An 18,859-nucleotide genomic window follows, 5' to 3' on the forward strand; every position below is an offset into this window, starting at 1 on the left:
TCGCGTTCGTTAAGACGCATAATCTTGTTGACGTCTTCATTCATTATTCCATTCCTGATGATCTTAATCGGCGGAATGCGTACCCCTCCTGCGCGATATTCGACAAGACACATCAACTCCCTCTGATGAAAAACAAGCTTCTACATATGGGTATCCGGTGTATGCGTTGCGATACTCCTTTGAGTGACCCTAAGCCCATAGACAAATCTGCCCTATCTACCCATAAATTCGTTTTATCCACAACGTGTGTTCGTTTAATGGGCTATGCCCATTAACAATAGGGATGCCTGCGCCGGTGCAGGAGATTAACGGAAGAGATTGTAAGGTAGGAATATAGCCGGACATTTGGACGCAGACCGGAAGTTCTTTTTTGCAACCTTCCTCAGTGCCTGGACCGAGGAAGGTTTGCCCTTAGAGTGACATCAAACCAGCGTACCCTTTACGCCATGCGGTTCAGAACGCAAATACTGTGATGGTGCCTTGACCTGTGCATTGAGCGCAGCAGCGGCTTGCCACGGCCAGTGTGGGTTATAGAGCACTGCGCGACCGAGTGCCACTAGGTCAGCATCCCCTTGCTCCAGTACTGCTTCCGCCTGCTGCGGGTCAGTGATCAAACCAACGCCCATCACCGGAATGTTCACCTGCTGGCGAATGGCGCGCGCAAAGGGCAACTGATAGCCTGGTCCCACCGCGATGTTTTGCAAGGGTGACAACCCACCGCTCGAGACATGCACATAATCACAGCCCAGCGTTTCCAGCTGCTGGCTAAACTCAATGGATTGCTCTTCATCCCAACCGCCATCGACCCAGTCGGTGGCAGAAAGACGCACACCTACCGGAATTGAAGCCGGCACGGCGGCGCGCACCGCGGAAAAGACTTCCAGTGGGAAACGTAAACGGTTCTCCAGCGAGCCACCATATTGATCCTGACGCTGATTGCTCAGTGGCGAGAGGAACTGGTGCAGCAGATAACCGTGTGCCGCATGGATCTCAATCAGTTCAATTCCCAACCGCACGGCACGCTGCGCGCTCTCCACAAAGGCCTGCTTGATGCGCGCCAGTCCCGCGTCATCCAGTACGGTGGGTGCAACGTCCTGCTCAGCAAAGCCCAAGGCCGAAGGTGCAACGGTTTGCCAGCCACCTTCGCTCGCAGGCAGTTGATGTCCTCCTTGCCATGGTGCGCGGCAAGAGGCTTTACGCCCGGCATGGCCGAGCTGAATGCCCAGACGAATCGGTGACCAGGTACGAATATCGGCCAGCACAGTGTGTAGCGCCGCTTCGGTCTCATCATCCCACAGGCCTAAATCACCCGGCGAGATACGACCGATTGCTTCCACTGCTGTCGCTTCGAGAATCAGCAGACCTGCACCGGATAGCGCCAGCGAACCTAAGTGGATGCGGTGCCAGCTGCTGGCACGTCCTGCTTCGGCTGAGTACTGGCACATTGGCGCGATGACGATGCGATTCTCCAGTGCCAGTTCCCCAATCTTTGCCGCACTAAATAGTTGACTCATCTTTATCCCTTAACGTTAGGTTCAGCTGCGCTGTACGGGTTTCACTCAAGGCAAAACCTCTGTAAATCATCTTCTCTCTCGCGGCTAACCCTACACGCTCAGACGCTAGCTGTTCACACATTGCATGCTGTTTCTCAGTCTGAGCGTTAACCTGTCTCAATGCCCATGCACCGTTAGCCCCACCAGCCTGACCACTATCGGGCGCACTACAAGAATGCAGATAAAGGCAGCAGGCATGGCGACTTGGTAGGCATTCATCACATTTGTCATGTAATGCGGTCCCACACCAAATTCGGCAAAGGTAATCACCAGACTCATCAGAAAGGCCATGATGGTCGCCATATATAGCGCGAAAATGTAAGGTGAAGTGTGCTTCGGAAAGCGAACTTTGGCGATTTTCTTGGTGGTTGCATCCGTCATAGCGTTATCCTGTTCAATATGGGTTAGCAAGGCAGCCGCTAAGCTATCAAGCTGACTAAAGCAGCGGTAGAACGGTTCTGCTTTAATCATTATTAAGCAAACATGACGAATTGAGCGTTGAGGTCTTATGGATTTGCTAGGGTTGATCGGTACCTTTATCCGGGTGGTGGAAAACGGCAGCATCGCAGCGGCAGCGCGCGCGAAAGGGATGAGCCCTGCGGCGGTCAGTCAGAGCCTTGCCCGGCTGGAATATCATCTAGGGGTGCGCCTGCTGTCACGCACAACCCGCAGTATGACCCTGACCGAAAGCGGTAAACGCTATTTCGAAAAAGTGCGACATATTCCTTATGACGTGGATATCGCTTCGCAGGCTGCGGCATTGGAAACCAAGCCGCAGGGGGCACTTTGCATTGCCACAACGGCAGCATTTGGCCGCTACGTGCTCGCCCCCCTGATGCCGGCGTTCAAGGAGGTGTACCCCGGCATTGATATTGAGTTGATTAGCACCGATCGCAATGTCGATCACCGACGGGAGGGTGTCGACGTCAGTATTCGCATCGAAGCACAGCTGAACGATCAACTGATTGCCCGCAAAATTGCATCGTTACCTTTTATTTTCTGCGCAGCACCTGCTTATCTGCAGCGTGCGGGCATGCCGGAAAGTCCCGACGACCTTAGCCAGCACGCTTGCCTGGTTTTCCGCTATCCCACCGATGGACGCTTTTTGCCCTGGACGTTTCGGGTTGATGGCCAGGAGGTGGCGGCGAAACTCAACCCCGGGTTTATCAGCGACGATATTGATATCATTGCCAATATCGCGGTCAATGGCGGTGGTATTGCCCGGCTGGCGAGTTTTATTGCAAAACCCTTAATCGACAGTGGGCAACTCATCGCTTTATTCCCTTCCGACCAGAACAATGAAAGTCGTGTTGCCTCTTCACCCATGAACATTTTCGCCTGCGTCAACGAACGTTCAGCACTCAACGCAAAGGTCAGAGCCTTTATTACTTTTTTAGAGCAGGCGATGCAGTCAACGTGACTCACTCCAGCGGCAGCGCTGTCTCCTGCAGGTGACGCCAGAGCACGTTCCCCTGCGGGTCTAACATGAAAACGACCGTCGAGAAACGCAACGTCGTATTTTGTCCGATGATGTGGTGATATGTTGCTGTTCTTTTTAGCTTCGAAATGTCCATCTTTCTAATTAAAACAATCATTCGCGAGGTTGTGAATAAAAGGCTGCCAGTGATTTTAAATAAAACAGCCCTATCCTTCTATTTTACAAAAGGATTTTATTATTCACTTTTAATGTTTTAGGTGAGTAGCGTTATTAACACTCTATCCGGTCACGGAAATTTTAACCTACTGCCCGTAATAGGCATTTTTGCCGTGCTTTCTTAAAAAGTGTTTATCCAGAAGCACCTGTTGCATAGGATTTATCCCGGGTGTCAGTTGCCGAGAGAAAATACCCATATACGCGATCTCTTCCATCACCACCGCATTGTGAACAGCAGTATCTGCATCTTTTCCCCAGGCAAAAGGTCCATGAGCATTAATCAGTACGCCAGGAACATCCGTTGGGCTAATATCACGCGACCGGAATGTCTCAATAATAACTTGCCCCGTGTTATGCTCGTAATCATTGACTATTTCATGCTCTGTCATAAGACGGGTGCAAGGGATAGAGCCGTAGAAATAATCCGCATGAGTGGTTCCCCATGCCGGCAGATCTTGCCCTGCCTGAGACCAGATGGTGGCATGACGAGAATGAGTATGTACGATGCCACCGATATCATCAAAAGCACGATAAAGCGCAAGATGGGTTGCGGTATCAGATGAAGGTTTTTTCTTGCCCTCAACAATGCGGCCGCTCTCCAGGTCGAGAACCACGATATCCTCGACCGTCATGCCGTCGTATTCCACACCGGAAGGTTTGATCGCAACAACATTGTTCGCGCGATCGATGGCGCTTACATTCCCCCAAGTAAAGGTAACGAGTTGGTGCCGAGGTAACGCTAAATTAGCTTCAAGTACCTGTTGTTTTAACATCTGCAAATTCATTGTAATCCCCCTTCCTGCATTTTTTGTTCAATCCAGCGCCGTGCCTGCACGATTTCTGCCACCGGCTCCTCGGCTTTCTCCGTCCACATTTCAATAAGAAATGAGCCGCGGTAATTGAGCTGTTTCAGGGTGCGAAAAACGCTGACGAAATCGACACACCCCTGTCCAAAGGGAACATCCCGGAACTGCCCTGGTGAGTTGGCGGTTACCGGCTGCGTATCTTTAAGATGGATAGCAGCGATGCGATCAATTCCCAGAGTCAGTTCCGCCGTTACATCATTACCCCACGCACTTAGGTTGCCGACGTCGGGATAGACCGAAAACCAAGGCGATCCCAACTGCTTTTCCCACACCTTCCATTTGCTGATGGCGTTAATAAATTCAGTGTCCATAATTTCCACTGCCAACATGACTTGAGCTGCTGCGGCACGTTCTACCGCACGTGACAGACCTTCAGCGAAACGTGCCACCGTGCCTTCATCATGCGGTTCGTAATAGACGTCATATCCGGCCAACTGAATGGTGCGAATGCCTACATCTTTGGCGAGTTGGATCGCGCGATCCATCAGGTCATCTGCTCGCTGGCGCGTCGCTGCATCGCGGCTACCAAATGGAAAACGCCGATGACCCGACAGGCACATAGACGGAATGGTGACGCCCGTTTCAATCATTGCGTTGACCAGCGACAAACGCTGCTCCTTGCTCCAGTCCAGTCGCGCCAGTCTCTCATCCGTTTCGTCGATAGACATTTCGACAAAGTCGAAGCCGCACGCTTTCGCCAGCGCGAGTCGCTCTGGCCAGGCCAGGTATGCAGGCAAAGCCTTTTCATAAATTCCAAGTGGATGCTGTCGTTTCATTGCTTTCCCCAGATGTTGGCAATTGCCTGATGAAATTGGTTAGCGGTCGTTAAGCCAGTCGCGCTGTCACTTAGCGCGCGTCCAGCGATGAAGGCCTTGACATCGATATTGCGGAACTGCGGTAACTCTTCAGGTGTGATGCCGCCGGTAACAGACAGTGTAAAGCCCATATCTGAAAGCTCCTGCATAGCATTGAGGTCATGCTGACTCCATTGCTGCCCACTCGCCTGCGCATCACGCCCCCGATGATAAATAGCCTGAGTCAGGCCAAGGTTCCGCCATTGACGCGCGTCTTCTAATGTCCAGTGCCCGAACAACTCAATCTGAATATCGCCCTGATAGCGCTTCGCCACATCCAAAGCGGTAGCAAATGTGGCCAGCGGCGCCGCACAGATCACCGTCATCCAGTTGGCCCCTGCGTTGAACGCCATATCAGCCAGCGTGGCGCCTGCGTCAGCAACCTTGAAATCAGCGACCAGGATTTTCGTCGGATGCTGACTACGCAGGCGAGAGATAGCTTCAATACCTGCGCTAAAGCACAAAATCGTACCGGCTTCGATAATGTCGACATCCTGGTGAAGCAACTGTGCTGTCTGCAGGGCAGCGTCCAGGTCGGTGTGATCCAGCGCGAGCTGAAGCAAAGGAAGACTCATGAATAAACTCCTTGTACTGCTGTCAGTGCCTTAACCAGCTCCTGATAGCTTTGATATTTCATTTGATATCGTGCATGCCGGTCTGCATCAGGCAGCCAGGTAATAATCTCTGGATTAAGAGCCTGCTGGGCTTGTTGCAATGAGGCATACACGCCAGTGCCGGTCAGCGCGACCAATGCAGCGCCAAGACATCCGCTTTCAGTAACTTGAGGGACTTCTACTGGCATGCCGCTCACATCAGCAAACATCTGCATCCAGGGTTCAGAACGTGTGGGCCCGCCACTAAGCCGCAATGCGCTTGCTTTCGGGAAACGCTGTCGGATGCGATTGAGATGCGTAAGATGCGAGAACACCACCCCTTCGTAGATGGCCTGTACGAGGTGACCGCGGGTGTGCCCGGCTTGCATACCAACGAAACTTCCGTGCAAATTCGCCGCAGCATTACAGCCGTAAAGGAAAGGCAGGAAAAAGAGGGAGCTACTGGCTGCGGGCAACTCAGCAACCCAACTGTTCAGCTGCTGATAATCTTTAATTCCCCACTGCTGGCAAAACCATTCGAGATTGGCGGCCGATGTCGGGCTGGCATCATGAATAATGAATTGATTATCGACAGCGTAACGACCATAAACATAGGGGTAATCTACTTCGTCACTGATGCGGTCTGTAATGCCACTGGTTACGGACCAGGTTCCCATCACTGCGTTTACACGGGTATCGTCGTGAAGCCCCGCACAGACTGCGGTAGAAACCACATCAAATAGCCCACCTACCACAGGTGTGCCCACTGGCAATCCACATAACTGTGACGCTTGCTCTGTCACATATCCGGCGACTTGAGTTGGCCCGATGATAGGAGGCAGTGAGGACACGATTTCACCAATGTCCAGCGCCTCTGCCAGCGCCACGGACCAGTCTCCGGTCTGCATGCTGTACAGGTTGGATTCAGAAATGTTTGTTTCTTCACAGGCCAGCTTGCCAGTCAGACAGAATCGCAAATAATCATGGGCCATCAGCACACTGCCGATGTCAGCATAACGCTGTGGCTCATGCTGTTTGATCCACCGCAGTAACGATACCGGGTGCCCGGTCCACAAGGTCTGCCGAGTTTGCGGATACAACTGCTGCGGCATTCCGTCTCTTTGCCACTGCTGTACAATCGTAAGTGCACGACGGTCGGAAGAAAGAATGCCATTGCCTAATGGCTGGTGCTGTTTGTCCAGTAAGAACAATCCCTTGCCTTGGGCCGAAATTCCTACTCCTGCAACCTGAGAGGCATCTATTCCGCTTTGTTGCAGCACATTGCGGATCACAACAGCTGCTTGTTCCCACAATAGCGACATGTCACGCTCGGCACGGCCCGGCTCTGGTACCAGCACAGGCAGGCTCTGCCGGGCCACTGCCAGCTCACAACCCTGCTCGTTGTATAATCCAGCTTTGATAAAGGTGCCGCCACAATCCAGCCCTAACCAGCTTTTCATAACGCCTCCTGCTTCACCGAATCGCAGCGCTTAGGCAGCGTTAATGCCAGCAGAGAAGCAATTGCCAGTGAGATAGCCAGGCTGTAAATACCCACATCTTTGCTGTATTCCGCAATCAAAACCCCGACCATGTAAGGCCCGCAGAACCCCCCCAGGTTACCGAGTGCATTAATCAGACCGCGCGCGCCACCCGCAACTTCTGCATTGAAGAGACGAGGCGGAATACTCCAGAACACGCCAGCAGCAGACTGGATGAAGACACCGCATCCAACCAGAGCGGCATAGGACCACCAGATATGTGCTTTCAAGAGCACTGAAAGCGCCATACAGAAGGCGAATCCACCCAGAGGAAGCGCCACGAAAATTCTGCGACGGCCGCTGTTGTCGGAAAGAACAGAAAAAAGGAGCATGCCAAAAATAGCGCCAACGTAAGGCAGAATGGCCAGCATTCCTACCTTCTCCGCGTTACCGTTGGTAAGGCTTTTTAAAATGGTTGGCAGCCACAGGGTGTAGCCATAAATTCCGGTCTGATAGAAGAAATTGACCAGGATAAGACGCCACATTATGGGCTCACGCATCACCCGACTTAGCGAGGCTTTGCGCATATTCTGCCCTTTAATCATCAACTGCTCGTCATGCAGAGTTTTGATCAGATATTGCTTTTCAGCCGCTGAGATCCATTTGGCTTCCTGCGGACGGTTGCTTATCGTGAACACCCACAGAATCATGACAAAAACCGAAAGCACACCTTCAACGAAGAACAGCATGCGCCAGTCCCAGTTGGTGATTATCCAGCCCGATAGAGGTGCGGTGATAATCCCCGCAATGGGTACGAACATAATCACGATGGCATTCGCACGGCCACGTTCTTTATCCGGGAACCAATTGCCAATCATTGTCAGCACTACAGGTAACATCCCGCCTTCTGCGACACCCAATGCGAAGCGCAGTATCAGTAATTGATACTGACTGGTGGCAAGGCCCGTCAGTATCGATATCACAGCCCATGCCACTAATGACCAGCCTATAAAGCGTTTGCCGTTTCCATGTACCGCTAGCTTACCGCCGGGAACCTGCAGAAACAGGTAGCCAATAAAGAAGATGCCGCCGGCAAGTCCAGCCATTGAAGCACTGATACCCAGTTCAGCATCCATACCGCCCGGCATGGCAAACGCAATATTTACACGATCCATGTATGAGATGATGCACGTAATCAAAATAGGCGGAATAATGTACAGCCACCGTAATGCAGGTATGCCTGCATCTGCTGGCGAAGTCGCAGTCAGACTCATGCTAATTCCTCTTTAGTCCACCAGATCAGCTGTCGGGATCTTGACGACAACTTTACGAATCGCCGCAGGCAGTTCCGGTGCGCAGTTAGGCCGATGAATATCCTGTGGGAAAAATACGGCAAAGGTACCCGGGACCATACGGATCCAAGTTTCATCAGGTACGTGCTGATAAAAAATGATGTCGCGATTTTCGTCATAAGGGTGTTGAACAGCCGCATTGACAGGCTGACTCGCTACACCTATTAGCTCAGAGCCGGCGACCAGGTATTGCACGTCAATATGGCGTCGATGTGCTTCAGGAAAGTTTTCCTGCATTGGCGCAGTCTTGAGATCCAGTACCTGCACCTGCCAGCCAGTTTCACTGTCTTTATAGCGTCCTGCGGCCAGACTCTTCAGATCATGGCTGGCCAGATAGGCAATGGCTCGCGCAATGGCAGGCGGATAGTGGGATGCTTCTGTATTATCAATGTGGCCAGTGATCATGACGTTCTCCTCAATTACAGTGCCTGAATGCGCGTCCATACGCTTTCGTCTACCGGAATACCCAGCCGCTCGTTTTCATTACGAAGCAGCGGGAACCGTTCGCCCGGCAGGCGAACCGCCTGCTGACTTTCGGCACGTTCGGCGCCCGTAATTGAATCCCTGATCCGCTGCAATTTGTGGTCGCGCGTCTCTCCGTCAATCAGGCGATCAACGTCAATCGCAATAAATACCTGCGAGATACCGAACTCATCGCCGTTGTCTTCGGTGACTTCAGTCACTGAAGCGCCGTTCGAAAGCAGGGTTGCCAGCATGTCCAGCACAATCGACAACGCTGAACCTTTCCAGTAACCCATAGGCAAAATGCGGCGATTTTTTTCGATAGTTCCGGGGTCTCGCGTGTAAGAACCTTCATCATCAAAGCCACCGTCTACCGGTAGGGTTTTACCTGCAAGGCGGTTCACTTCCAGCATGCCGTAAGAGAACATCGACATTGACATATCAACCATGGTGATAGGTTCACCCGGCACGGCAACAATCAGCGGGTTAGTGCCGATAGTGCAATTTTTTGCTCCCCATGCTGGCATCACAGCAATCGAGTTAGTCCAGCAAATGCCAACATAGCCCTTTTCAGCGGCCTGCCAGCCATAACTCCCACCGCGCATCCAGTGGTTAGCGTTACGTAATGCCACAAGACCAATGCCATGATCGCTGGCGATCTCAATTGCGCGATCCATCATGTTATGCGCAGTAATGTTGCCGATAGCACGCTGGGCGTCCCATTGCTCAATAGCACCCAGTGACAACACTTTGTTCGCTGATGCCTCGGGCACTATGTGCCCGGCGTCCAGCTGTTGAATGAAACGGGGGAAGCGGTTAACGCCATGAGAGTAAACGCCGTTGAGACTGGTTTCGGCAAACATGGTTGCACAAGTTATGGCCTTGTCTTCTGAGACATTTCGACTCAGCAGGACGCGTAGGAACTCTTGATATAGTTGCTGATAACTGATTCTCATGTCGGCTGTATTCTCCTCATTTTCACGCTTAGATTTCATATGTTGGAATGTTGTTCCAAATAAATCCTATGAGGAAAGCACTGGCGAGTCAAAGAAATGCGACTTAAATAAAGTGTTTATAATCAATTAGTTATTTTTTGATTTGACATTTGTGATCGGACGCAGGTTCGCCATCCTTTAGGCATGGCAAAGCCGGGGAAGACAATTCTGCCCCGGCTTTAAAGCAACCTCTTTACTGTGTCGGATTAATGAAGATGCACCCGGTACAATGAAGTGGTGGCGGTGATATACAACTCCGTGCCATCAGGGCCCCCTAGCGTGCAATTTGATACCCGCTCAGGTACTGAAATTTTACCGCGCGTCTGACCGCTGCTATCAAATATGATCACCCCATCAGCACAACTACAGTAGATATGACCGCGACTATCGACACAGAAACCGTCAGGAAAACCTGGCGTGACTTCTGCAAAAAAAACGCCCTGCAGACAACATGTGGCCATCAACGTTATAAACACGCAATTCGCGGCGTCCCAAAGCCGGGAAGTCTACGACTGACATATCGGCCACATACAACAGGCTTTCATCTGGTGAAAATGCCAACCCATTAGGGCGTTGCAGGTCACTGGCTGCGATGCAAAGCTGTCCGTTATCAGGATTAAAGCAATAAAGAAAACATCCTATGACCTGGCTATGTGCAGCATACCCCTCATCATCATTGATGATCCCATACGGTGGATCAGTGAACCAAATGGTGCCATCAGAGCGGACAACCACATCATTGGGGGAGTTAAAACGCTTACCCTCTACCTTATCCACCAGCAATGTAACGCTGCCATCGTGTTCAGTGCGACTGATACCGCGGCGACCGTGCTCACAACTCACAACCCGGCCTTCACGATCGCAGGTATTCCCATTTGCGTAATGAGAGTTGGCACGCCAGAGGCTTAACTCTCCATTACGCTGCCAACGGAACATGCGGTTACCTTTTACATCACTGAACACCACAGCATCCTGCTCGGATAACCAGACAGGCCCTTCAGCCCAGACCGCGGGCGAACAGAGTTTTTCAATCTCCATCATGACGCCCTCCTTTATTTCACTTCCCAAATGGCTTTGTAATGGCCTTGATAGTCGTTAGCCGGGTCGTAATTATTTTCAGGACCACCATCATTGGCGATGTTATCTTTGGTGATTAAATGAGCGGGCGTGACATAGCCTGAAGAAGGTTGTCCGGCAAATGCACGGTTGAACTCGTCAAGCAGCTGCCACCCATGAAGTTTCAGTGGTTCCGCTACAGTGGCAATCTGGCTGTCACCGTTTCGAATGCGCTGGAAGGCTGAGATTGAACCGTCTCCCGCAGAAATATTGAAAGGCGCCTTACCGCCACCCTTACCGGCTGTTTTTAACGCTGGGGCCATAAAATCAAAATAGAGATCGTTGATTGCCAAAGCGTACTGGAAATGGTCACCGTGCTTCTGCAATAAACTGAATGTCATTGAGGGCATACGGTTTGAGGTATCTGCAAGCGGCGTGTCAATGAATTCGACGACCTTACAACCGCTGCATTTCTCAATTTCCTGCTTCATCGTGTTCGCTTTATCCAGTGCTATCTGGTAGAGCGAATCAGTGAAAATCAGTACCTCAGCTTTACCGCCAGAGCGCACCACTGCGTACTGCGCAGCCAGACGTGCGACATCATTCGAATCAGAGGTGATATTGTTTGTAATGCCATATTTTTCAATGGGTCCCGGTTGCGGCTCCGCATGCCAGGCCATGAGCACAATTTTTTGCTCTTTAGCTTTTTTCAGCGGTATTTTTGCCACATTAGGGTTCCAGCCACCAATAACAATGCCATCAGGGCGTTGAGCAATCGCCTGGTTCAGAGCCGAAAGTTGGTCTTTAACCGAACCGCCTCCGTCAAGAGTCTCAAGCTTCCAGCCAGCCACCTTAGCGGCTTCACTGAGGCCCTGTTGCACACCCTGGACACCACCATTTTTCATGTCTGAGGCGATAAAAATGATTTTTTTATTAGGTTGCAGTTTTGGACCGACCGTCGGACCATCCCAGGTACTGGAACTGGCCGTGGCCTTTGCCACCGCGGCAGTCGCTGTATCAAGGTAGCTATCCGCTTTCGCGGAGACGGATGCTACGCACAAGGCCGCGAAAGTGAAGCTCAATACCTTATTTTTCATGATGGATTCCCTGGAATGATGGTTTTTTGTTTTGAGTCAGAGGCCGGTGTGTTTTGGCTGCGCACCACCGCTTTTTGGTTCAGCATGCGTCGACGCTGGGCGTAGCCGGCAAGCGTAATCGACAGAAGCAACGTTGCACCGTTAAACAACGGCTCAACCCAGAAATCGCCACCGAACTGCTGGATACCTGCAATGCCGATGGCAAGAATGGCAATGCCAACCACGGTTCCCCAGACGTTAACTCGCCCAGGGCGGATTGTGGTGCTGCCGAGGAAGGCGCCCACGAGCGCGGGCAAAAGATAGTCCATACCGACGCTGGCCTGTCCCACACCTTGCTCTGCTGCGATCAGGACACCGCTAAAACCCGTCAAGACACTGGAAGCAATGAAGGTTCCTATGATGTATTTATTCACCGCAATGCCATTCAAACGTGCAGCGGTAGGATTGCCACCCACCGCATACATGCAGCGCCCAAGCGGGGTATGTTCAGTAATTAACCACAACACCAGTGCAACGACCAACACATAGAAAGCCCCAACAGGAATACCAAACAGCTCGGTATGATGAAGAGCGCTGAAAGCATCAGGAAGATCACCAACGATTTGCCTGCCGCCTGAGTGCCATAGTGCAACGGCATACAGAACGGTTCCTGACCCCAGGGTTGCGACAAAGCTGTCGATGTCAGCCAGGGCAACAAGAATTCCGTTTAGCAAACCATAAAGTGCCGAGATAACCAGCACCGTGAGAACCGCCATCTGCCAGGAAAAACCGTATTCTACCTGCAAAGTAATGGCGAGGATGTGCCAGAGGACAATACCGAATCCTACATTCAGGTCGATTTTCCCGACAATCATGGGGAGGGTTGCAGCCAGTGCCAGCAGCGCGATTTTAGCCTTGCTGGACAGGATCGCCTGTAAGGTCAGCATGGATGCAAATGACGGAGACAAAATTGAAAATAGCAGGGTCAGCAGCACACAGAGTACTAACAAGCCGTAGCGAGTCATGATCTGCATCGTCCAGGCCGCGAGGCCATGCTGTGCAAGGCTCACTCGTTGCTCCAGCGCGGTGGATTTTACGGATGTTTTAGACATAATTTTTCTCCTGCCTTCCTTCTCAGACGATAGTTAATGGAGCAGCACTGCTGGCAGAAGCCAGCTCAAGCAAACTGGCAAACGTAACCTGTTCATTCTTTAATTCACCAACGACCTGACCGCGGTTAAAGACCAGAGCCCGGTTGCAGATATGGGCGATTTCTTCAAGATCGTTTGAAATAATCAGCACCGCTACTCCTTCATCCAACGCCTTATTAAGCAGATGATAAATTTCTTCCCTGGCCCCTACGTCAACGCCCGCAGTAGGGTCTTCAAGTATCAATAACGGGGCATTAAGGTGCATCCAGCGAGCCATCACCACCTTTTGCTGATTGCCTCCAGATAAAGCACCGATATCGAGGTTGACGTCTTTTGGACGGACATCGAACAGCTGGACTTTCCACCAGCTTGCGCCTATTTCTGCTCGACGCCCGTATCGGGAAAGAAGACGATGACCGCTGGCGCAGGGGTTCAAAAACAAGTTTTCACGCACGCTCATTGACATCACCAGGCTTTCGCCTGTTCTGTCACCCGCGACTAACGAAACACCCGCAGCCATTGCCTGCTGAGGTGTCTGCGGACTGAAGGGCTTATCGCGGAACTGAATACTGCCCGAAGTCGCCCGGCGTAAACCAAACAGCAGGCGGCCAATCTCCTCCTGCCCGGCACCTCGTAACCCCGCCAGTGCTAGCATTTCACCCGGCTGTAAGCTAAAAGTCACCGGACCTACTTCGTCGATGCAAAGTTGCTCCAGTTCGAGCACCGGCCTGTCTGCCTCTGGCAGTGGCTGGCGTTGGTTCCCTTCCAGCGCTTCACCAACAATCATTTCAACCAGATCGCGCAACTGATAGTCAGCTGTATTGCCGGTGGCCACCCTTTTTCCATCGCGCATAACACAAATCCGGTCTGCTATCTCAATGACTTCGTCAAGCCGATGGGTGACATAAATCATGCCGACCTGACGACTTTTAAGGCGGTTAATGACTTCAAAAAGGTGGCGCACATCATTAGCAGGCAACGAGGCCGTTGGTTCATCCAACACCAGCACTTCTGCGTTGACAGCCACCGCGCGGGCAATCGCTAGTAGTGATTTTTCGGTACGAGACAATTCGAAAACTCGGGTGTCAGGGTCGAGCATGATTCCCACTTCTTCCAGAGCAGACCGAGAGCGTTCACGAACAGCACGCCAGTCGATAAGACCCAGACGTCGGGTAAATCCCATGACCAGTGCCATATTTTCTGCCACCGTCATCCACTCAACCAGACCGAGGTCCTGATGAATGAATGCGATAGGCTGTTGCGTCGCCGTCTTCAGGCTGGCTGCGGAGGCAATACTGGTATCATGGAAACGGATATCTCCTTCGTCCCGGCTATGAACACCGGCCATGACTTTTATCAGCGTCGACTTACCTGCCCCGTTCTCTCCAAGTAAAGCGACAACTTCACCCGGAAAAACCTCCAGGCTGACATCGTTAACCGCGGGGGTGCCGCCGAAACGTTTAGTGATATGACTCAGGGTCAGAACCGGTTTTCTGGGGCTTTGCTGCATCAACGCCTCCTGCTTGTCTCTGATGAACATCAACAGCGGCATCAACCTCTCAACGCCGCCAAATTTCAACATGCGAAACTTGATTCCAAAAAATAATATTCCTGATAAGGGCGAAATGCAAAAAAGAGAAGATTAAATATTTACAATAAATACAGTAAGTTATAATTGATGTTACGGATTTGTGATTTACAACTCACTTCCAGTGAAGGCATTTTTCCTTCAGAATTCATACTCAATCTGGCTAAGGACTCCTTGGGTGGAGTTCATGGGTGAAGATCTGTCGGCCGCTCTTTAGCCGGAGAAGGAAAACTAAGAGGAAGTGGGGATGGTAGAAAAAGCAGGAAAAGTACGAGAAGAGAAAAGTGATAAGCCACTGGGTACACAGAGTCTATTTAGAGGATTACAACTCATTGAATTGTTAAGTAATTACCCAAATGGATGCCCGTTAGCCAATTTGGCTGAACTGTCCGGCATGAATAAAAGTACTGTGCATCGCCTCCTACAGGGGTTGCATAACAGCGGCTATGTCACACAGGCTCCATCGCAAGGGAGCTATCGCCTAACGACCAAATTTATCTCTGTCGGGCAGAAAGCGCTCTCCTCACTGAATATCATTCACGTCGCTGCCCCTCATCTGGAAAAACTGAATCTGGAGGTGGGTGAAACCGTTAATTTTTCCAGTCGTGAAGATGATCATGTCATTCTTATTTACAAGCTTGAGCCCACCACCGGCATGATGCGAACACGTGCTTATATCGGCCAGCATATGGAACTCTATTGTTCAGCGATGGGCAAAATTTTTATGGCTTGGGGTAGTGAAGATTATCTCGCCCAGTATTGGAGTAGCCATCAGGAGACTATCCAGAAATTAACAAAAAACACGATTACCTCATTGCCTGAAATGATGGAAGAGCTGAAAACGATCCGCCAACTGAAGACGTCCATGGATCGGGAAGAAAATGAACTCGGCGTATCCTGCATCGCAGCCCCCGTGTTCGATATTCAAAAGCGCGTGCCCTATGCAGTGTCTATCTCCCTGCCAACAGCCAAACTCCAACATGTTGGAATTAAAAAGCTGACGGCATCCGTCGTGGCTACAGCCCGGTCAATTTCAGAAGAGCTTGGCTTTTACGATGACAATCAGAAATGATAGTTCCTTTTTCCGGGCGGGAAATGACGACGCTATTCTGAGTTGTAAATGAGCCAGTTCGGCTGCGTTGAGACGTGAAACCTGAACACACTTTGCCATCAAAGCAGTCGATAACTGGCGACAGAAAGACTTTTTACTGAGCGCCGAAGCGCTCAAGCTGAGCAGATTAACTCAAGGCATGCTTGCTTAAAAATTCACGGTTAATAATGAACCCAAGCCCTGCAGCCTGAGGTAAGGAAAGCCATCCTTGCTGATGTTCCAGCGGATTTTCCACCAGCGCCGTGCGGAATGGATGGGATGAGGTGTCATATTCAAACAAAGGCTGGTTGGCATAAAGTGCATAGTGCGTCACGGGCGTTGCAGCAATCATGTGGAGCGATGCGTACTGCCCTACTGCTGTTCCCCACACGTGCGGATTAACCTGCACGCCGCCCGCCAGGGCGAGCACGTTAATATGACGCAGCGCGGTAAAGCCGCCTGCCAGACAGATATCCGGTTGCGCGATATCAATGCCCTGAGAAGCGATAAGATCGTGAAACCCATACAGTGAAAATTCCGCTTCTCCACCCGCGATAGGGATATCCAGCGCATCCCTTACCCGGCGATAGCCTGCGTAATCCTCCGGCACCACGGGTTCTTCAATCCAACGCAAATGGTAATCTGCCAGCGCGCGCCCAAGACGAATAGCGTCATTCGCACCATAACCATGATTAACGTCCACCATAAAATTACAGCGATCACCCACCGCATCCCGGATACGCGACATCACGGCCACATCATCATCTATGCCAAAACCGAGTTTGACCTTCATCAGTGAAAAGCCTGACTCACTATGGCGCTGTGCTTCGTGTGCCATTGCGTCAGCCTGCCCCCGCCCTTCACTACGGAAAAACCCTGTGGCATAGCATTGCACTGTGTCCCGGAATGCCCCGCCCAGCAATTGCCACAACGGCAAATTAGCGGCTTTCCCGCAAATATCCCACAGTGCAATATCGACCGCACTGATCGCTCCCAACACGACACCTTTTCGACCATAGTCGCGGGTTTTCACATACATATCGTGCCAAAGCACTTCGGTGTTGCGCGGATCTTTCCCCAGAATCAACGGTTTTAATGCACTTTCAATGGTCGCGGCAGCAATCTCTGGTGGCTGAAGGCCAACGCTGAAGGTTTCTCCCCAGCCTTCAATCCCCTCATCCGTGGCAATGCGCACCAGCACGGTTGACCGTCCCTGTACCCAACCTTGCGAGTAGGCAAAAGGGCGATCCAGTTTGCTTTTTAAAATAAATGTCTCAACTTCAGTGATTCTCATTTCAATGTCTCCTGCGCAGTGTGCGGGATGTAAGCGGCGTTATTGTCGGCATGCACGATAGGTTTGCCGACGAAACCAGCATAAATACCTGCGCCGATCAGAGAAACCGCCGCCTAAATCAGAAAGACCAGCGTAAAGGAATGTTTCGCATCGACAATCGCTCCCGCTACCAGCGGTGAAATGATTGCTCCCAAAAATCCACCAAAATTTTTACCGCCGCGACAGAAGCGACGGTTGAGGGGGCCGTGACTTCAGCAGGAATTGACCAGGTATAAGCAACAACGCCGCCATTAAACCCCAGTGCCATCAGCGTGACAGCAACCGGTAAACCAGCCCCCAGACCAAACATGCCATTGAAGGGCAGCAACGCCAGCACAATCGCTTGTAATATCAACGCTCCAATAATGGTGACTTTCTTGGCTTTCAATGTACTCCATCCTGGCGTTCTGAAAGCTTGCCAGAAATCACACCACTCACCAGATCACCGATAATCGCGCCAATCCACGGAACGCTGGCGACAAACCCCAGCGAGGCGAACTTGACGCCAAACTGACTAATGATATAAAGCGGAATAAACACTAAAAATATTTGGTAAACCCACATATTGCATAAAAATCCAGCCATCATTCCCCACATGGTCTGGCGCTTGAATAAAGCTGCCCATGGCGTGGGATGCGTCGTATTGATGGGGGTAACATCATGCTGAATATAGTTGCGCTCTTCATCGGCAAGAGAATTATTTTTTTCAATGTCACGATAAAATACAAAGAAAATAACGGCAGCAACGATGCCGACACCGCCGGCAATAAAATACATTTCCCGCCAGCCTATTTCGGCCACAATCCAGATTAAAGCAAAGGTGAAAAATGCTGGCCCGACTTTCAGTGCGGCATCCCAACTGGCATTGGCAATCCCCTGCTCTTTTTTCGGAAACCAGCGGGTAACAATTTTATTCGTTGCGGGTAATGACGGCGCTTCAGCCAGTCCTAACCAGATACGTGCCAGCACAAAACCGGTTAGCGTATAGGAGAAACCCATCGCTACCGTTGCCGCACTCCAGATAATGACGGAAGCGCCCAGTAAAATACGGGGACTAAAACGATCGACCAGCCAACCCGACGGTAACTGACCGAATGCATAGGCCAAAGCAAACGCGCTGCCCAGCAACCCGATATCCGTTGCATTAATATGCAACTCAGTTTGCATTATGGGCGCCGCAATAGAGAGCGTGAGTCGATCTATATTATTGACGACCGCAAGTAAGCAGAGTAAGCAGAGTAAGGCTAATACGCCCCAACGTTGCCGACCTTGTAGTTTCATTAAAGCCGATTGTTTTAAGGCACCGAATCCAGACATTATTCATCTCCTGCAGGGTAGAGAGAACGGCCGTCACTTTACCGCGCGGCAGCATGTTTATTTATTTTGAAAATCCGAATGGTGAAGAAGTCTAGCGGGTTAATAATCTATTGTTTTTCAAAGACCAGGTGTTTAAGCCCCAACCTACTGCCAGCGAGCAATTTAATCGCGGTGCATACCTTGTCGATGGACCGGGACATTGTGCTTCATGCCATACCGCAAAAAACCTGTTGGGTAGAGATTCTTCAGCATATCTTCAGGGGGGAGCATTGCAGGGCTGGTATGCAACTGATCTCACCTCAAATCCACATTCAGGCTTAGGGAAATGGAGTGAGGAGGATATTGTGTCTTATCTTCGCTCAGGTACGAATAAAATCACTGCCTCATCAGGCCCAATGACTGAAGCCATTGAAAACTCGACGCAGTACATGACCGATGATG

General features: G+C 51.1%; 17 protein-coding genes and 1 pseudogene. 2 read left to right on the forward strand and 16 right to left on the reverse strand.

From position 1 onward, the window contains the following. Positions 1–422: 422 nt before the first annotated feature. Complete coding sequence (locus HA51_RS05070) at positions 423–1,514, reverse strand: NADH:flavin oxidoreductase/NADH oxidase (RefSeq protein WP_084932637.1); 1,092 nt, start codon at positions 1,512–1,514, stop codon at positions 423–425. A 156-nt stretch (positions 1,515–1,670) separates the two neighbouring features. Next, positions 1,671–1,934 carry a DUF2798 domain-containing protein gene (locus tag HA51_RS05075; RefSeq protein WP_084932726.1) on the reverse strand — a complete coding sequence of 88 codons (264 nt, stop codon included), beginning with the start codon at positions 1,932–1,934 and terminating at the stop codon, positions 1,671–1,673. A 127-nt stretch (positions 1,935–2,061) separates the two neighbouring features. Between HA51_RS05075 and HA51_RS05080 the strand changes: the two genes are divergently transcribed. Next, on the forward strand, positions 2,062–2,973 hold the full coding sequence (locus HA51_RS05080; RefSeq protein ID WP_084932640.1) for a LysR family transcriptional regulator: 912 nt from the start codon (positions 2,062–2,064) through the stop codon (positions 2,971–2,973). Between the two features lie 320 nt (positions 2,974–3,293). Here the strand turns inward: HA51_RS05080 and araD are convergent, their stop codons facing one another. The 11 genes and pseudogenes from araD to HA51_RS05135 all read right to left on the reverse strand — a co-directional run bounded on the left by araD (position 3,294) and on the right by HA51_RS05135 (position 14,600). Further along, positions 3,294–3,992, reverse strand: coding sequence for an L-ribulose-5-phosphate 4-epimerase (araD, locus tag HA51_RS05085; RefSeq protein ID WP_084932642.1), 699 nt, complete (start codon positions 3,990–3,992; stop codon positions 3,294–3,296). Beyond that, positions 3,989–4,849 (reverse strand): L-ribulose-5-phosphate 3-epimerase, encoded by an 861-nt coding sequence (locus HA51_RS05090; RefSeq protein ID WP_084932645.1) that lies wholly within the window; start codon positions 4,847–4,849, stop codon positions 3,989–3,991. Before HA51_RS05090 ends, araD begins: the two co-directional genes overlap by 4 nt. After that, entirely contained in the window at positions 4,846–5,502 is a 657-nt protein-coding gene (gene ulaD, locus HA51_RS05095) for a 3-keto-L-gulonate-6-phosphate decarboxylase UlaD (protein WP_084932648.1), read from the reverse strand. The genes HA51_RS05090 and ulaD overlap by 4 nt, the downstream gene beginning before the upstream one ends. Beyond that, a complete protein-coding gene (locus tag HA51_RS05100; RefSeq protein WP_084932651.1) occupies positions 5,499–6,980 on the reverse strand; it encodes an FGGY-family carbohydrate kinase in 1,482 nt (493 codons plus the stop codon). The genes ulaD and HA51_RS05100 overlap by 4 nt, the downstream gene beginning before the upstream one ends. After that, positions 6,977–8,272, reverse strand: a complete 1,296-nt coding sequence (locus HA51_RS05105) for an MFS transporter (protein ID WP_084932654.1) — start codon at positions 8,270–8,272, stop codon at positions 6,977–6,979. Before HA51_RS05105 ends, HA51_RS05100 begins: the two co-directional genes overlap by 4 nt. A gap of 12 nt (positions 8,273–8,284) precedes the next feature. After that, on the reverse strand, positions 8,285–8,755 hold the full coding sequence (locus HA51_RS05110; protein WP_084932656.1) for a NanQ anomerase/TabA/YiaL family protein: 471 nt from the start codon (positions 8,753–8,755) through the stop codon (positions 8,285–8,287). Positions 8,756–8,769: 14 nt separating this feature from the next. Then, positions 8,770–9,768: a 3-dehydro-L-gulonate 2-dehydrogenase gene (gene yiaK, locus HA51_RS05115; RefSeq protein ID WP_084932659.1), complete on the reverse strand. Its 999-nt coding sequence runs from the start codon at positions 9,766–9,768 to the stop codon at positions 8,770–8,772. 245 nt (positions 9,769–10,013) lie between these two features. Next, positions 10,014–10,845 (reverse strand): annotated as a pseudogene (locus tag HA51_RS05120) (SMP-30/gluconolactonase/LRE family protein). 14 nt (positions 10,846–10,859) lie between these two features. Beyond that, positions 10,860–11,960, reverse strand: coding sequence for an ABC transporter substrate-binding protein (locus HA51_RS05125; protein ID WP_084932662.1), 1,101 nt, complete (start codon positions 11,958–11,960; stop codon positions 10,860–10,862). Continuing rightward, positions 11,957–13,051 (reverse strand): ABC transporter permease, encoded by a 1,095-nt coding sequence (locus HA51_RS05130; protein ID WP_084932666.1) that lies wholly within the window; start codon positions 13,049–13,051, stop codon positions 11,957–11,959. Before HA51_RS05130 ends, HA51_RS05125 begins: the two co-directional genes overlap by 4 nt. 22 nt (positions 13,052–13,073) lie before the next feature. Further along, the gene (locus tag HA51_RS05135; protein WP_084932729.1) at positions 13,074–14,600 is read right to left on the reverse strand and encodes a sugar ABC transporter ATP-binding protein; all 1,527 of its coding nucleotides are present in this window, start codon (positions 14,598–14,600) and stop codon (positions 13,074–13,076) included. A 325-nt stretch (positions 14,601–14,925) separates the two neighbouring features. Between HA51_RS05135 and HA51_RS05140 the strand changes: the two genes are divergently transcribed. Next, positions 14,926–15,750, forward strand: coding sequence for an IclR family transcriptional regulator (locus HA51_RS05140; protein ID WP_084932670.1), 825 nt, complete (start codon positions 14,926–14,928; stop codon positions 15,748–15,750). A gap of 166 nt (positions 15,751–15,916) precedes the next feature. On the opposite strand, the gene HA51_RS05145 is transcribed toward HA51_RS05140, so the two are convergent. The 3 genes from HA51_RS05145 to HA51_RS05155 all read right to left on the reverse strand — a co-directional run bounded on the left by HA51_RS05145 (position 15,917) and on the right by HA51_RS05155 (position 18,418). Beyond that, on the reverse strand, positions 15,917–17,062 hold the full coding sequence (locus tag HA51_RS05145) for a mandelate racemase/muconate lactonizing enzyme family protein (protein ID WP_084932673.1): 1,146 nt from the start codon (positions 17,060–17,062) through the stop codon (positions 15,917–15,919). Between the two features lie 166 nt (positions 17,063–17,228). Then, positions 17,229–17,489: a hypothetical protein gene (locus HA51_RS05150; protein ID WP_084932675.1), complete on the reverse strand. Its 261-nt coding sequence runs from the start codon at positions 17,487–17,489 to the stop codon at positions 17,229–17,231. Continuing rightward, positions 17,486–18,418, reverse strand: a complete 933-nt coding sequence (locus tag HA51_RS05155) for an MFS transporter (protein ID WP_084932678.1) — start codon at positions 18,416–18,418, stop codon at positions 17,486–17,488. Before HA51_RS05155 ends, HA51_RS05150 begins: the two co-directional genes overlap by 4 nt. Positions 18,419–18,859: the final 441 nt, after the last annotated feature.

Origin of the sequence: Pantoea rwandensis (genome assembly GCF_002095475.1) — a bacterium.
GTDB lineage: Bacteria > Pseudomonadota > Gammaproteobacteria > Enterobacterales > Enterobacteriaceae > Pantoea > Pantoea rwandensis.